This window comes from Kribbella sp. NPDC050459 (assembly GCF_040655315.1).
GTDB lineage: Bacteria > Actinomycetota > Actinomycetes > Propionibacteriales > Kribbellaceae > Kribbella.
This window is the reverse complement of sequence record NZ_JBFAJQ010000005.1, coordinates 166,140-181,010: the sequence shown is the minus strand read 5'-3', so window position 1 is coordinate 181,010 and position 14,871 is coordinate 166,140. Positions and strand designations below refer to the sequence as shown.

At 68.6% G+C, this 14,871-nt stretch carries 15 protein-coding genes; 4 read left to right on the top strand and 11 right to left on the bottom strand.

Annotated elements, in window-relative coordinates; all coding sequences use genetic code 11:
• Positions 1–6: 6 nt before the first annotated feature.
• From AB0I12_RS19650 to AB0I12_RS19625, 6 genes are all read right to left on the bottom strand, one after another.
• Complete coding sequence (locus tag AB0I12_RS19650) at positions 7–807, bottom strand: DeoR/GlpR family DNA-binding transcription regulator (protein ID WP_359931398.1); 801 nt, start codon at positions 805–807, stop codon at positions 7–9.
• Positions 804–1,421: a histidine phosphatase family protein gene (locus tag AB0I12_RS19645; RefSeq protein ID WP_359931395.1), complete on the bottom strand. Its 618-nt coding sequence runs from the start codon at positions 1,419–1,421 to the stop codon at positions 804–806. Before AB0I12_RS19645 ends, AB0I12_RS19650 begins: the two co-directional genes overlap by 4 nt.
• Positions 1,418–2,752, bottom strand: coding sequence for an FGGY-family carbohydrate kinase (locus AB0I12_RS19640; RefSeq protein WP_359931392.1), 1,335 nt, complete (start codon positions 2,750–2,752; stop codon positions 1,418–1,420). Before AB0I12_RS19640 ends, AB0I12_RS19645 begins: the two co-directional genes overlap by 4 nt.
• A gap of 146 nt (positions 2,753–2,898) precedes the next feature.
• Complete coding sequence (locus tag AB0I12_RS19635; RefSeq protein WP_359931389.1) at positions 2,899–3,132, bottom strand: hypothetical protein; 234 nt, start codon at positions 3,130–3,132, stop codon at positions 2,899–2,901.
• A 330-nt stretch (positions 3,133–3,462) separates the two neighbouring features.
• Complete coding sequence (locus AB0I12_RS19630) at positions 3,463–6,105, bottom strand: hypothetical protein (protein ID WP_359931387.1); 2,643 nt, start codon at positions 6,103–6,105, stop codon at positions 3,463–3,465.
• 25 nt (positions 6,106–6,130) lie between these two features.
• The gene (locus AB0I12_RS19625; RefSeq protein ID WP_359931384.1) at positions 6,131–6,355 is read right to left on the bottom strand and encodes a hypothetical protein; all 225 of its coding nucleotides are present in this window, start codon (positions 6,353–6,355) and stop codon (positions 6,131–6,133) included.
• 170 nt (positions 6,356–6,525) lie between these two features.
• Between AB0I12_RS19625 and AB0I12_RS19620 the strand changes: the two genes are divergently transcribed.
• Together AB0I12_RS19620 and AB0I12_RS19615 are read left to right on the top strand one after the other, a co-directional pair.
• Positions 6,526–7,929 (top strand): family 43 glycosylhydrolase, encoded by a 1,404-nt coding sequence (locus tag AB0I12_RS19620; protein WP_359931382.1) that lies wholly within the window; start codon positions 6,526–6,528, stop codon positions 7,927–7,929.
• 13 nt (positions 7,930–7,942) lie between these two features.
• On the top strand, positions 7,943–8,491 hold the full coding sequence (locus AB0I12_RS19615) for an NADAR family protein (protein ID WP_359931379.1): 549 nt from the start codon (positions 7,943–7,945) through the stop codon (positions 8,489–8,491).
• On the opposite strand, the gene AB0I12_RS19610 is transcribed toward AB0I12_RS19615, so the two are convergent.
• From AB0I12_RS19610 to AB0I12_RS19595, 4 genes are read right to left on the bottom strand one after another with little or no spacing between them, the layout of a single operon-like run.
• Positions 8,475–9,245, bottom strand: a complete 771-nt coding sequence (locus AB0I12_RS19610) for a hypothetical protein (protein WP_359931376.1) — start codon at positions 9,243–9,245, stop codon at positions 8,475–8,477. The two genes, AB0I12_RS19615 and AB0I12_RS19610, sit on opposite strands and share 17 nt — an antisense overlap.
• A gap of 48 nt (positions 9,246–9,293) precedes the next feature.
• Positions 9,294–10,115: a carbohydrate ABC transporter permease gene (locus AB0I12_RS19605; RefSeq protein ID WP_359931373.1), complete on the bottom strand. Its 822-nt coding sequence runs from the start codon at positions 10,113–10,115 to the stop codon at positions 9,294–9,296.
• Positions 10,112–11,044, bottom strand: coding sequence for a sugar ABC transporter permease (locus AB0I12_RS19600; RefSeq protein WP_359931370.1), 933 nt, complete (start codon positions 11,042–11,044; stop codon positions 10,112–10,114). Before AB0I12_RS19600 ends, AB0I12_RS19605 begins: the two co-directional genes overlap by 4 nt.
• A complete protein-coding gene (locus tag AB0I12_RS19595; RefSeq protein WP_359931367.1) occupies positions 11,041–12,324 on the bottom strand; it encodes an extracellular solute-binding protein in 1,284 nt (427 codons plus the stop codon). Before AB0I12_RS19595 ends, AB0I12_RS19600 begins: the two co-directional genes overlap by 4 nt.
• Positions 12,325–12,602: 278 nt before the next feature.
• Between AB0I12_RS19595 and AB0I12_RS19590 the strand changes: the two genes are divergently transcribed.
• Positions 12,603–13,316: a hypothetical protein gene (locus tag AB0I12_RS19590; RefSeq protein WP_359931364.1), complete on the top strand. Its 714-nt coding sequence runs from the start codon at positions 12,603–12,605 to the stop codon at positions 13,314–13,316.
• Positions 13,317–13,403: 87 nt separating this feature from the next.
• Entirely contained in the window at positions 13,404–14,132 is a 729-nt protein-coding gene (locus AB0I12_RS19585) for a hypothetical protein (RefSeq protein WP_359931361.1), read from the top strand.
• 1 nt (position 14,133) lies between these two features.
• Here AB0I12_RS19585 and AB0I12_RS19580 read toward each other — a convergent pair whose 3' ends face one another.
• Positions 14,134–14,862, bottom strand: a complete 729-nt coding sequence (locus tag AB0I12_RS19580; protein WP_359931359.1) for a metalloregulator ArsR/SmtB family transcription factor — start codon at positions 14,860–14,862, stop codon at positions 14,134–14,136.
• Positions 14,863–14,871 lie beyond the last annotated feature (9 nt).

Below are 14,871 nucleotides of genomic sequence, written 5' to 3'. Positions count from 1 at the left end.
CCCCTCCTAGATTTTGGCGACCTCCACGGTCGCGCCGTGGTCGAGCAGCGGGTCGATCAGGTTCTTCGGGGTCTTCTCGTCGACGATCACCACGTCGAAGTCGGTCAACGGGGCCAGCCGGTGCAGGGCGGTGCGCTGCAGCTTCGCGTGATCGACGAGCAGTACCTTGGTCCTCGCCGAGCGCAGCATCGCCCGCTTGACCAGGACGATCTCCTCCTCCTGGTGGAACGCGTGCGTCGCCGACACCGCCGACACCGAGCAGAACAGCAGGTCGGTGTGCAGCGCCTCGACGGCCTCCGCGCACGGCATCCCGCCGAACGAGTCGTGGGTGGCCGAGTAGATCCCGCCGAGCGCCAGCAGCGTGATGTCCCGCAACTGGGCCAGCTTGGTGATCGCCGGCAGGAAGTTCGTTGCCACCGTCAACGGGGTGATGTCCTCGAACAGGTCCACCAGGGCCAGCGCGCTGGTCGAGTCGTCGAGCATCACCGACATCCCCGGCTCGATCATCGCGCGGGCGTGCCGGGCGATCGCGGCCTTCTCCGCGTGCGCGGTGTTCAGCCGGTACGCGACGTTGCTCTCGAAGACGCTCGTCGGCTGCGCGCTGACGCCGCCGCGGTACTTGCGGACCACCCCTTGCCGCTCGAGCTCGTCCAGGTCGCGGTGCACCGTCATCACGCTCACGCCGAACGCCTCGACCAGGTCGTTCGCCGAGACCGAGCCGTGCTTCACGACGTACGCCGCGATCTCGGCCTGCCGGCGCGCGGGACGACTCAGTTCGGTGGTGTCGCCGTCGACATCCGTTGTCATGCCAGGGTCTCCAAACGCAGAGGAGGAACGTTGTACGCCTCGAGACCCACTGTGCCGTCCTGCCACCGGAAACGCACCAGCGCCGCGGGACCGAGTGCAGGTAGCAGTCTGCGGTAGTCGTTCAGCCGCAGGCCGAGCACCCTGCACACGAGCAGCCGGATCAGCGTGTTGTGGGCGACCGCGAAGACCTTCTGCCCCTGATGCCGGCGCCCGATCTCGTCGAACACCTCGCGCACCCGATCGGCCGCCGCGGCCGGGTCCTCGCCGCCCGGGAAATGGTTCCGCACCGGGTCGAGCTCGAACGCCTTGCCCACGGCCGGCGGCAACTCGCTCAGCATCTTGCCCTCGGCAGACCCGAAGTCGACCTCCCGCAGCCGGGTGTCGACCGTCGGCTCGGCCGCGAGGGCCTCCGCGAGTGGGGCGATGGTCTGGCGGGCCCTGAGCATCGGCGAGCACCACAGCGCGTCCGGCGCGTAGCCGAGCGCCCACTCCTTCAGCTGCTGCGCCTGCTGGACGCCGACCTCGTCGATCGGGAGGTCCGTGGAACCGGTGTAGCGGTTGCCGTGATGCCAGGCGGTCCGGCCGTGGCGGGCCAGCACGATCGTGGTCCTCATCGGCGGTACCCCCTGCGGTCGAGCTCGGCGACGAATGCGCCGTACAGGTCGTCGAGCCGGTCACCGCGCGGTTCGAGGACGCGGTCCACCCGCACCATCCGGCGCGCGGTCCCGGTGAGATCGGTCCCGCCGGACGCGGCCAGAACCGCCATGCCGTACGCCGGATCCGGTACGGCGGGCAGCTCCACGGGTACGCCGAGGACGTCGGCGCGCAACTGGTTCCAGTACCCGCTCCGGGTGGCGCCGCCGGTCAGCGAGACCGAGCGGACCGGGTCGGCTCCGAGCGTCTCCAGGTGCTCGAAGGCGAGTCGCTCGATGAAGGCGACGCCTTGCAGCACGGCAGCATAGGTGTGCAGGTCGTCCGGTGTGTCTCCGAGTGTGAAGCGCTCGGCCTGCGGAGCCACGAACGGGAACCGCTCGCCGGTCTTGGTCAACGGGTAGGTGACGGCCTTGACCGGGTGGGCGGCACGATCCAGGGCGTCGAGGTCGGCTCCGGGGAGCAGCTCGGTCAGTACGCCGGCGCCGGTGCTGGACGCGCCGCCCGGAAGCCAGCCGCCGTCCGGGTGGCGGTGGCTGTAGACGGCGCCGGTGGGGTCGGTCAGCAGGTGGTCGCTGACGCCCTTCAGGACGAGCGTCGTACCGAGGACGGAGTTCCAGGCGCCCGGACTCAGCGCACCGGCGGCGATCTGAGCGGCGCACCCGTCGGTCATGCCGGCGTACACCGGGACGCCGGCCGGCGTGCGGCCGAGCTCGGCACCGGGGCGGACGACCTCGGGGAAGGCAGTGAGCGGGAGTCCGAGTTTGTCGAACGCCGCGGCCGGCCAGGCGTCGGCGATCAGGTCGTAGCCGGTCTTCAACGCGTGGCTGGTGTCGGTGGCGACCGGGTGGCCGACGAGGTGGGCCGCGACGAAGTCGGCACTGTGCACGACGTGTCGGCCGGTGAGGTCGAGATCGAGGATCTTCGGCAGCGCCCAGGTCGGCTGCATGCTCGTGGACCAGCGATCCGGATCGGCGTCCACGATCTGGTCGCGACGGGCGGCCGAGCGCGCGTCGTCGTACATCAACGCCGGGGTGACGGGGCGGCCGGTGCTGTCGGTCAGCAGGAAGGTGCCGGAGGTGGAGCAGATCGCGATGCCGTCGAGATCGGTCGCGCCGACCTCGGCCAGGACCTCGTCGACGGCGGTCAGCCAGGCCTGCGGGTCCTGCTCGTGCCGGACGCCGTCCCGGTGACTGCTGAGCGGTCGCGTTGCACGGGACACAACGAAGCCCTTGGCATCGGCCAGCACGGCCCGCACACTTTGCGTGCCGAGGTCGAGACCGATCCAGCCCACGAAGCGCCTCCCAGGTGAGTGTTATCTAGGTTGATAACATAACACCAGAAGACGGTAAGAACGCACCAGCCCCTGACCGAAGGCGGACACAAGACGGCTCCCGCAAGCCGTCGGCGTGCGGGAGCCGGTGAGAAGCAGAACTTCGGTCAGGAGTGCATGAGAACCAGCGCCGGGTCGACGGTGGCCAGCTCGAGCCGGCCGGCGTCGACAGCGCCGTACGCACCGATCGGGCCGCTGCTGTGCCGGCCGTTGCGATTGAGCCAGAAGCGCCAGCCCGCGGGCGGCTCTGGCCAGGTCGGGTCCGGCGTCCAGCCGAGCGGCGGACGCCACTCCGACGTCGGCAGCTCCGGCCAATCGGGTGGCGGGTTGAACTTCTGCACGAGCGGGTCCCTCCGGATTCCCCAGCGATCCGCTGATCGCGAACTGTCTGACAGATCAACGACCTGACGCACCGAGTGTCACGGATAAATCTTCGTAAAGTTTCATCCGGCATACGGGGACCAATCTCAGCACCGAAAACCCGCCTCGGCAACCGCTCTCTCACCAGCCGGACTGCATGTGCATCGGCATCAGCATTTGTTGCCTCGTCCACAGCGGATCCCTCGGTTGTCCACAGCAATCGCCCGTTTTCCACAGGGGCTGTTCACAGGAAGTACGGAGGGTGCCGAGGCTCGCACGCACAGACACCGTTGCCCTGGGCACCGGACCGGTCACAGGTCGTCGAGGCGGGCCCTGACCCGGTGGTGGTCGGTGAGGGAGCCGGCCAGCGTGTAGCCGAGGGAGCGGTACGCCTCGAAGTCCCATTCGTCGTAGAACTGGTCGCCGGTGGTACGCCGCGGGAAGTCGGCGTGCTCGACGGCGTACTGCTCCAGGTCCCAGTCCAGCGGCCCGGCGAGGACCGCCTTGACGAAGAAGATCTCGGTCTTGTACGGCTTCTCCTCGCCGTCCTCGAGCGGATGCGTGGCGATGCCGTACGCCCACGGGCGGTCGGCGCGCGTCTTGGCGCCGCGGACCATCGGCGACGGGTCGATGTCGATCTCGATGCCGTGGTCCATCCGGGCGGTGGCGATCGCCTCGGCGAGGGCGGTGAACCGGTCCTCGGCGTCGTTCGACGCGTCGATCGCGATCACCTGCGCGGGCTTGCGGCGCAGCGCCTCGACCAGGCCGAGGTTGTCGTAGTGCCCGCCGTCGGTCACGTAGATGCGGCGCTCGTACATCGACGGCGACCCGACCGCCTCGTGCAGCAGCCGGTACGGGCCGGGCTTGTCGATCACGCTGCCGACGTACCGCCGGACCTTGGCGACGACGCCGTGCCGGTCCGGGAACGACGCCTCGGCGTGGTTGTTCCAGTACGGGTTCGGCAACCACACGCCGAGCCGCGCGTTCAGGACGGCGAGCAGCAGGCGGACCGGCCGCGTCCTGGCGTTCACCCGGCCGGTGAGCGGGCTGAACGCGGCGCCGCTGATCGCCATCGCCGCCGGCACCGTGACCTCGCGTTTGAGGACGTCGGCCTCGCGTTCGTAGTCGGCCGTCGCGCGGCGGCCGCCGTCCGGCAGCGACCGGTCCCCGACGATGCCGATCTGCTCGGCGTCGAACACGAACGGCACGCAGTCGCGCTGCGTCGGCACGAAGTCCGGGTCGCCGACGTTCGCGACCCCGGCGATGACGAGCTGCGGCCCGCCGTCCAGCGGCTTCGCCCAGTCCGAGTACCGCAGCCGCAGGTGGTAGTCGAGGGCGACCGCGGCGCCGTTGTCCTGCCGCTTCACCAGGAACGCACGCGACAGACGCTCGCGGTAGAACGAGTGCAACGAGGTCCGGTTCGCGTCGGTGAGCACCTTGATCGCCAGCGCGATCGCGACCAGCACGAGCGCGACCTCCCAGTCCTGCTGGTACGCCGGATCGGTCGCGTAGCCGCCGGTCCAGCGCAGCAGCACGACGACGGCCGCGAGCACGATGATCGCGCTCCCCGCCCAAGGAGCGAGCTTGGTCCGCGCGAACACCAGCAGCCGCGCGCGCAGCCCGGTCGCCGCCTTGCCCTCGACGGTCAGCCCGTTCCAGACCGATTTGCCCAGCCCGATCAGGACGACCACCAGTGCACCGAACGACGCAACACCCTGTTTTGTTGGGTCTACCAACGCCAGCAGGGCCGACGGCAGGCTCGGCTGATCGGCGGAGTCACCGGGGATCTTCCCCAACAGGTACAGGCCTCCCGGCACGCCGAGGAGCAGCACCGCGACCGGTACGCCGTACCGCAGCGTCACATTGCCGATGGTGGTGAGGATCGTCCGCACGACGTCCGGCATCCGCGCCCAGCGGTCCCAGACCTTCTCGATCAGGAACATCAAAGCGCTCACCGCGAGCAGGAACACCGACATACCGACGAAGAACCAGGAATCGTCCGGCCGCCAGTCGACCTCGGGGCCGGGCGTGATCACGCCCTGGTCGGCGAGGAACCAGCCGAGCACCCACGCGATCGCGCGCAGCGTGATACCGATCAGCAGCAGGTTGACCACCAGGCCGAACAGCACCGACAGCGCGGCACGGAACATCGCCCGGCCGCCCGACAGGAGGTAGCGCGTCTGCCGGCGCAGGCGCGCGAGCTCGGGCGAACCCGGCGAGAACGGGTCGGTGCAGGTACGCCGCAGTACGTGGAACGCTGCCGCCATGTAGCCGCCACCGCTGACGCCGATCACGGTCGACGCCTTGTCGTAGAAGCCGCGCTCGGACAGCAACTGCAACGCGCCGAGACAGAACGACGCGGAGCGGATCCCGCCGCCGGAGCAGGTGATGACGAGCCGGCCGTCGTCCTTGCCGTCGCGCTGCGGACGCCGGAACGTCGCGGGCGGCGCCAGCTCCACGCCGTACCACTTCCGCTGGCCGAAGCGGCTCGTCGCGATCAGGCAGACCGCGAGGATCAGGACGCCGGCCACGAACACGGCCCGCATCAGCCAGGTGAACCATCCGGTCGAGAGGCCGGCGCACGGGCCCGACCCGAAGTCGTCCCACAGCACCACGTTCTCGGCGATGTCGAGAACGGCGGCGGCGAGGACGGTCCAGGAGCCGGCGGCCGCGATCGCCTTCCAGGACTGGCGATTCAGGTACCTGACGTACTTGTACGCCCGGTACGCCGCGTACACGCTCGCCAGGACGAACGCCGAGTCGACGAGGATCGAGAGCCGGCCGGGAACCTCGCAGCCGGCCGCCGCACCGGCCGCCTCGCCGACCGCGGCCCGCATCGGCAGCTGCACGATCGAGAGCACGACGGCGAGCTGGAGCGTCTTGGTGAAGGTCCGTCGGCGACCGACCTGCTCGATCGTGGCGTCGCCCTTGGTGCCGTCCGATTCCCCGAGCATCGCCCAATCATGCCGGGCTCGGGGTCTAAGCGACCTGCAGGTGCGCCTGGCTGATGCGGGACGGGACCGTGCCGGCGGCGATGCGCTGGTCGAGGGCGGCGAGTTCGGTGCAGGCGAGGGCGATCGCCTCGGCCTGCGTACGGCAGTCGGCGTACCAGAAGGGATCGTCCGGCTGCCGGTCGTCGGCGTCGTCGATGTCGGCGTACCAGCGATCGCACCGGTAGTGCACGACCCGCACCTTGAGCTTCATGTGCGGTACGACGCCATACCGCGTCCCGGGGTTCCGGAAGGCCACCTTTCGACGTGCGTCGACTGGCAGCGGACCGTTCGATCCTCGTGCGAACCGTTTACAACGATGGTAAAGAGACGGTACAACCGAAGGCGAGACCGGTCCGCCCCCCAGGTTTCGAGAGGTGAGTCATGAGATTCGTCCGTGCCGCCGTGATCGCCGTCCTGCTCATCGGTGTCCTGGCGCCGACCGCACCAGCAGCCGAGCTCCAGGAGAACGCGGTGACGTCCCAGACGTTTCGGAGTCCGGTGAATCCGTCCGCGGATCCGTCGCTGATGTTCCACAACGGCCGGTACTACGTCGCGACCACCCGCGGCGACCGGATCGGGATCTGGTCGTCGACCAGCCTGGCCACGCTGCTCGTACAGCCCGAGCAGGTGGTGTGGCGCGACTCCGACCCGAGCCGCAACACGCAGATGTGGGCGCCGGCGTTCCGGCGCGTCGGCAACCGCTGGTACATCTACTACACGGCCTCCGACGGCGTGGACGCCAACCACCGGATGTACGTGCTCGAGTCCGCCGGCGACGACCCGCTCGGCCCGTACAGCTTCAAGGCGAAGATCGCGGATTTCGGTGAGTACGCGATCGACGGCGAGCCGATCACGGTCAACGGGCAGCAGTACTTCGTGTGGACCGGCCCGGGCCGCGGCCAGGGCGGACCGGCGCAGCTGTACATCGTCCGGATGAGCAACCCGTGGACCGCGACCGGCGGCCGGGTCGCGATCCCGGCGGACGGCGGATGCACCGAGGTGCGGGAGGGACCGACCCCGCTGTACGGCGCGACGCGTACCTTCCTGACCTACTCGACCTGTGACACCGGCAAGCCGGACTACCAGCTGTGGATGAAGAGCATCGCGAACGGCGCCGACCCGATGGTCGCGGCGAACTGGGTGCAGCACCCGGGCCCGGTGTTCTCCCGCAACGACGAGACCGGTGTGTGGGGTCCCGGGCACCACTCGTTCTTCAAGTCGCCGGACGGGACCGAGGACTGGATCGCCTACCACGGCAAGAACACCAGCACCTACACGTACTCGTACCGCACGACGCGCGTCCAGAAGATCACCTGGAACGCCGACGGTACGCCGAACCTCGGCCGGCCGCTCGCCGCGGGCGCGACCCAGAACCTGCCGTCGGGCGATCCGGGCTCGGCGAACTACTGGATCAATGACACCGACGCGGCCGTCAGCTACACCGGCGCGTGGAGCTCCGGGTCAGGCTGTGGCAACCAGTGCTTCTGGGGCAACGACCACTGGAGCTGGGCGCCCAACGCGACGGCCACGATCCAGTTCACCGGCACCCGCGTCGCCCTGCTGAGCGTCGCGGACACCGGCAACGGCATCGCCGCCATCTCGGTCGACGGCGGCCCCGAACAACGCATCGACTACTACAGCTCGATCCGCGTCGGCGAGCAGCTGATGTACATCAGCCCGACCCTGCCGCCCGGCCCGCACACCCTGAAGGTGCGCGTGACCGGCGACAAGAATCCGTCCTCGACGAGCGCGGTTATCAGCCTGGACCGCATCGAGGTCTACTGACACGCTTGGCCCGGTGAACCGTGAAGACCTCCAGCAACTGATCGCGTCCGGCGAGCGGGTCAAGTACCTGTACTTCTGGGGCCACCAGCCGCAGCGCGACGGCAGCATCGGACCGGGCTGCCTGAGTCAGTGGTGGCCGTCCGAGTTCACCGTGGACGGTGTCATTTATGCGAGCGCCGAGCATTACATGATGGCCGCGAAGGCGAGGCTGTTCGGGGATGTCGCGGCGGTGGACCGGATCCTGGCGGCGCGGACGCCGGCCGAGGCGAAGAACCTCGGGCGTGAAGTACGCGGGTTCGACGACGAAGCGTGGGCGGCGGCGCGGTTCGGGATCGTCGTCGACGGCAGTACGGCGAAGTTCGGGCAGGACCCGGCACTGCGTTCGTACCTGGTCGGCAGCGGTCAGCGGGTGCTGGTGGAAGCCAGTCCGCTGGACCGGGTGTGGGGCATCGGGCTGGCCGCCGACGACCCGCGAGCGGCGGACCCCGCCGGGTGGCGGGGTCTCAACCTGCTCGGGTTCGCGTTGATGGAGGCGCGGGCCGCGCTCAGTGGAACGTCTTGACGACCGTGCGGCCGTTGACGAGGAGGAGGTGGCCGTCGTCGCGGAGTTGCAGGACGTTGCCGGCGCGGTGGGACTCGTACCACCAGGTGATGTCGCCGTCCTTGTTGACCGCGTAGAACGTGCCGCTCGGGCCGACCCAGGCGCGCGACTCCGGCGCGCCCTTGTCGCCGGTGCTCCACAGGACGGTGGTGCCGTTCTTCAGCAGTCTCAGGTTGCCGGTGGTCGTGAACTTGAGCGTGTAGACCCGGTTGACGGAGTACATGATCACCTCGCGTCCGGCCGGGTCCGGAGCGTGGAGATTGCTCTGTGGCATCAGGGTGCCGACCACCATGTGCCGGTTCCAGTTCGCCTTGCCACGGGTGTTATAGATCGCCAGGTTTCCGGTGTCCGGCAGCACCAGCTTGGCGCCGGCGCTCTTGATGCTCATCCACCAGATCTTCGTCCGGCCGTAGATCACCTGCAACGTTCCGTCGGTCCCCATCACCAGCACGGAACCGGGGCGCCAGGTCCCCGACCTCCACAGCGGCAGTGAGACCCCGCGCTGGAACAGCTTCGCGTCTCCGGACGAGTGCATGATCAGCGTGAAGACTCCGCTGCGCGAGCGAATGTACTGCCCGGGCAGCAATTTCTGTCCTGGCAGCAGCGTGTCCGAGACCGCCGCCGTCGTCGCCTCGGCCGGTGTGCTTCCCACCAGCACGGCCCCGCCCAACAGTGCCCCGACGGCCAGCATCCCGGCCACGAGTCGACGTACCATGCCCGCCCCCTTTGCGTTTGTGAGTGCTCAGTGTCCTGGCTGAGGAGGTCACCCCTTCAGCCCGGACGCGAACCCGCGGATCACGTAGCGCTGCAGGACAAGGAAGAGCAACAGGATCGGGAGCGCCGCGAGTACCAGTCCGGCGGCGACCAGGCCGTAGTCGGACGTGTATTCGTTGACGAAAGCGAACACCCGGACCGGGACCGTCTCCCGGCCGGACCCGCCCAGGTACAGCAGCGGGGTGAAGAAGTCGTTCCAGATGTGGACGGCGTTGAGGATGAGGACCGTGCCCGTGATCGGCCGCAGCAGCGGGAAGATCACGTGCGCGAATGCCTGCAGGTGCGACGCCCCGTCGATCAGCGCCGCGTTCGTGTAGTCGGCCGGCAGCGAACGGATGAACCCGGTGTAGAGGAACACCGTGAACGGCAGCTGGATCCCTGTGTAGAACAGGATCATTCCCTGGTACGTGCCGAGCAGCCCCAGGTCGTTGACGAGCTGGTAGAGCGGGATCATCCCGAGCTGGAACGGCAGGATGATGCCGACCAGGAACAGGATGTAGAGCGTGTAGCTCAGGCGCGTCGCCGTACGGGCCAGGAAGTACGCCGCGAGCGAGCCGAGCACGATCAGCACGAGCACACTGCTCACCGTGATCAGCGTGCTGTTCAGCAGCGCGGAGCCGAGGGACGCCGACTGCCATGCCTCGCCGAAGCTCCCGACTGTCGGCGGATCCGGCAACGACAGCGGCTTGTTGGCGATCTGGCCGGGATCCTTGAAGGCCAGCGTCACCAGGGCGTACACGGGGAAGAGAAAGGCGACGGCAGCCGCCACCATGACGACTTCCAGGACGAACGTGCGGGGCTTGTACTTCATGCCGTCGTCTCCCTCGAGCGCAGGTACCCGATCTGGATGAAGGACACCGCCGCGACGAAGATCGCCAGCACCAGGGCGACCGCGGTGCTGTAGCCGAACTTCCCGAAGACGAAGGCCTGCTTGTACAGGACCGTCGACAGCGTGTCGGTCGCGTACCCCGGGCCGCCGTTGGTCATCGCGATGATCTGGGTGAACAGCGTCAGGCCGCCGACCGTGGACAGCATCAGGTTGATCGTCACGGCCGGTGCGAGCAGCGGCCAGGTGATGTGCCGGAACCGGGCAACAGTGCCCGCACCGTCGACCATCGCGGACTCATGCAGCTCGGCCGGCACCCCCTCCAGGCCGGCCAGGAAGATGACCATCGAGTACCCGGCGCACTGCCAGATCACGGTGAACGCGACCGACCACAACGCGATCGACGGATTGCCCAGCCAGTCCTGCCGCAGCCCACCGAGACCGATCGCGCCGAGCGCCGCGTTCAACCCGGCGTCCGGCGCCGGGTTGTACACGTACTTCCACAGGAACGACACCATCACCGGGCTGACCACGACAGGCGCGAAGAAGATCACCCGCAGCACCATCCGGCTCTTGATGCCGGTATGGACGCCGAGCGCGAGCAGCAGCCCGATCCCGTTCTGGACGACGACGATCGCGACCGTGAGCAGCAAGGTGTTGCGCAGCGCGCCGAGCGCCTGGTCGTCGTGGAACAACTGCTGGAAATTGTCCAGCCCGACGAACGACCGCTGCGCCCCCACCCCGGACCAGTCCGTGAACGCGGACCCGGCCCCGGAAAACGCCGGATACAAGACCACCAGCGCATACACCAGCAACGCCGGCACCGCGAACAACCACGGAGGCCCGAGCCGCCCACCCCGCCGCCGCGGAGTCCTGATTGCGTCCCGGCGTACCGCCTGAGCTGTGACCGTCACGCGCTCTTCCGATACGCCTCGTCCATCTTCTTCAGGGCGGCGGGGACCGTGGTCTTGCCGCCGAGGAGTTCCTGGACAACGGCGAAGTGGGTCGGTTGTACTTCGGCGTTCGGCCAGCGCTGGTCCATGAACGGGACCGCCTTGTTGTCCTTCAGGTACGGCAGGAACGGCTTCAGCACCGGGTCGACCTTCGCGTCGCCCTCGGAGTAGAGCGGGACGCAGGCGACCGCCTCGGCCCAGGCGTTGACGACGTCAGGCTGACCGCAGTACTCGACGAACTTCTTGGCCTGCTCGGCGTGCTTGCTCTTCACGTTGATCCCGATGCCGACCACGACGCCGCCCGGGATCCAGTTGTCGGCGGCCACGTCGGTGGCCGGGAACGGGAACATGCCGAGGTCGTCCGGGGTCGGCGACGCCTGCCGGAAGGCCTGCAGCACCGCCGACACCTGCACCGCCATCGCGGCCTTGCCGGTGCCGACCATCGAGGTGGCCTGCTCGTACGTCGTTCCGTTCGGGTTGTCGTTGAAGAAGCCCTTCTTCTGCAACTCGAGGTACTTGTCCATCGCGTCCGCCCAGCCGGAGTCGGCGAAGGACGCGTTGCCGGCGATCATCTTGTCGTCGAAGTCCGGGGTCTTCGCGTACACCGTGCCCGGGACGAGCGCGTAGTCGATGAGCTGCGTGACCCACGGGGTCTGGGCGCCGAGCGCGATCGGCACGATGCCCTTCTTCTTCAACTTGTCGCAGGCCGACAGCAGTTCCGACCAGGTCGTCGGCACCTCGACGCCGGCGGTCGCGAACGCCTTCTTGTTGTAGATCGCGCCGAGCACACTGGTGCCGGGCGAGAAGATGAACGTCTTGCCGTCGTTCTGGAACGCGCCCTTGAAACCTGTCGGGATCTTCTGCGTCCAGGACTGGCTGCTGAGATCGGTCAGCAGGTTCGCCTTGCTGAGCTGCGCCATCGACATCGCGCTGCCGTTGCCGGGGTAGACGGCGTGCAGGTCGGGCGCGTTGCCGGCCGCGAGCTGCGCGCGGAGCGCGGTCTGCAGCTGGTCGGCCGGCGAGAACGACAGGTTGAAGTCGAAGCCGGAATTCGCCTTCTTGAAGTCGTCCAGGGCCTTGCGCAGGCCGGCCTCCTGGCTGCCGGCGCCGATCACCTTGAGGGTGCCGCCGGACGCGGAGCTGCCGTTGCTGCCACCGCAGGCCGACAGGGCGCCGGCCAGCGTCGCACCGCCGGCGAGTTGCAGGAGCCGCCGGCGACTGACGGACCGATCGAATGCCATGGGTTCCTCCTGAGCGCCGAAGTACCGGCCAAGAATGTGAAGTAACCGAAAGATCGTGTTACTTTTGTCACGCGGGACGCTACGTACGGCCCGCGAGGGTGTCAAGACCTCGTTGAAAGGATTCAGTCGGGATCGGTGTGAAAAGGCCTCCACCGGCGTTTTGGGCGGGTGCCTGCCTTGCCTGAGAAGATGGGCGACGTGTCCGTGACCGCCTCTCCGCAGCCGGCGTGTACGACGTCGTTCGTACCGCCGGCGCCGACCTGTGGCCGGGTGCGGGCGTGAGACGAGTCCTCCTGGCCGGCCTGCTGTTGCTGGCCCTGGCGCTCGGCGCCGGCGGTGGCTACTACGCGGGCGACTACCTGGACGCCCCGGAGCCGACGGCGTCCGGCACCGCCGCGCCGCTCGGCGACATCTCCCCGTCTCCCACTCCGTCACCCACCGAGCCGTCGCTCCCGGTGAAGACACCGATGCCGAACGACGAGGAGCCCCTCGAGACCGGGCTGAACTACGACGAACGCACGTTCTCGGTGACCGCGAAGGACGGGCAGTCCGTCAGGCTCTCGCTCGAGATTCCGCAGGGCTGGCGGCTGACCAGGGATCCGAAGCACACCGACCAGGTCAGGTATGTGGAGAAGGTCGAGCAACGCGGCGTGCGGGTCCAGGCGGACGAGCCGGCCGAGGAAACCCCCGAGGCCGAGATGTCGCAGCTCATCGTCGATCTCAAGAAGAGCCAGGCGCCGGAGAACGACGTCCGCATCCTCGACCACACGACGGAGGTGGTCACCGGCGACGACGGCGAACCGCGATCGGTCGCGACGCTGGTCTACACCTACATCCCGGGCAAGACCCTCTGGTACGTGATCGTCCGCTGGATCGCCGTCAACGGTGCGGACACCAACGTGGAGATGAGCGTCACCGGCCTGCCCCAGGACGCCGACGCCCTGCACGAGATCCTGGAGAAGGCCACCACATCGGTCAGCGAGGTCGGCTGACCCCTTTTCACGGAATCGTTACGCAGCTGGTGCAACCTCTCCGGGGGCTCAGGTGTCTTCTGTTAGTAGGTCTGGGGAGGTGAGGACGTGGCGAGAACGGTGACCCGGCGAGCGATGCTCGGCGCCGGCCTGCTGACGCTGGCGGGGGTCGGCGGCGCGGGCGGGTACGGCGTCGGCCTTTTCCTCACCCAGGAACCCAGCCTGGCCGGCACCGCGGCCCCGCTCGCGGTCGGCGCCGTACCGAGCTCGAGTTCGTCGACACCGACGCCGACGCCCACCGGCCCGCCGCGCAAGGTCACGTACGACGACTCGCCGGCGCTGCAGGCCGACGACCTGCGGTACGCGACCCGGAACTTCACGGTCACCGACATGTTCCGGTCCCGGATCTCGGTGCGGGTGCCGTCGGACTGGGTGTACACGAAGCAGACTCCGCCGAAGAGCGGGCGGTTCACCGACCGGACCAAGAAGCGCTGGATCCGGGTCGAGGCCGGCTTCACGATCACCCGGCCGCCCGCGGACTCCCTCGCCGCGCGGCTGAAGCAGCTCGCGGCGATCTCGAAGGACCAGATGGTGACGGTCCTGTCGCAGGAGGTGGAAGCGAACTTCGCCACGCTCGCCTACACCTACGTGCCGGACGAGGAGCTCTCCCCGGAGGGCATCCTGCGGTACGTCATCGTGCGATGGGTTGCCGATGACAGCGGCAACTGTGCCGTCGAGATGAGTTCGACCGGGCTCCCGCAGGACAAGGACGCGCTGTTGGACGTGCTGGACCACGCGGCGGACAGCGTCGAGCGGCGCGACAGCCCGCTGGGATGAGTCAGAGCAGTCCGGTCAGCGCTTCGCGGCCGGGCTCAGTCAGGTCGACGGCTCGTTGGCCCTGGCGACGGCGGAGCCAGCCGCGGGCGAGGAAGGCTTCAGCGACAGCAGAGCCCAGCTGACCCGCCAAGTGGTGGCGTTGTTCGCTCCAGTCGACGCAGAAACGCAGGAGCGGGCGGCGGGTCGGCTGAGCGCTCAGGTCGACGCCTAGGTCGGCGAAAACCTCAGCTGCCTTCGGTCCCAGGGCGTAAGGGCCGTCAGGCAGTTGCTGGGCCAGGGGGTCGTCCGGGCGACGCTCGGCCCCTTTGCCGCCGTCGGTACGTCGCAGGGCATCCCGACGTACCAGCCCTTCCAGAAGGGCTACGCCGAGGCGGCCGGCCAGGTGGTCGTAGCAGGTGCGTGCTTCGCGGAGGGCTGCGGCACGGGTGCTCTGGCGGAGCGACGTGATGGGCTGGGGCTTGGCGATACGTGCCAGGGCTTCGACAGCCGCGGCGACCTCCGGACCGGCCAACTTGTAGTACCTGTGCCGTCCGGACCGCTCGACCGTGACCAGACCGCCGTCCAGCAGCTTGTGCAGATGGGCACTCACGGTCTGCGCTGAAACACCGGCCTCGGAAGCAAGCAGCGAGGCCGGTAGCGCGCGGCCGTCCGCGAGCGCCATCAGTACCTTCGCCCGCGCGGGTTCCGCCATCAGTCCAGCGGCGCGGGCCACATCGGCGTCTCCATCCATACCTCCCAT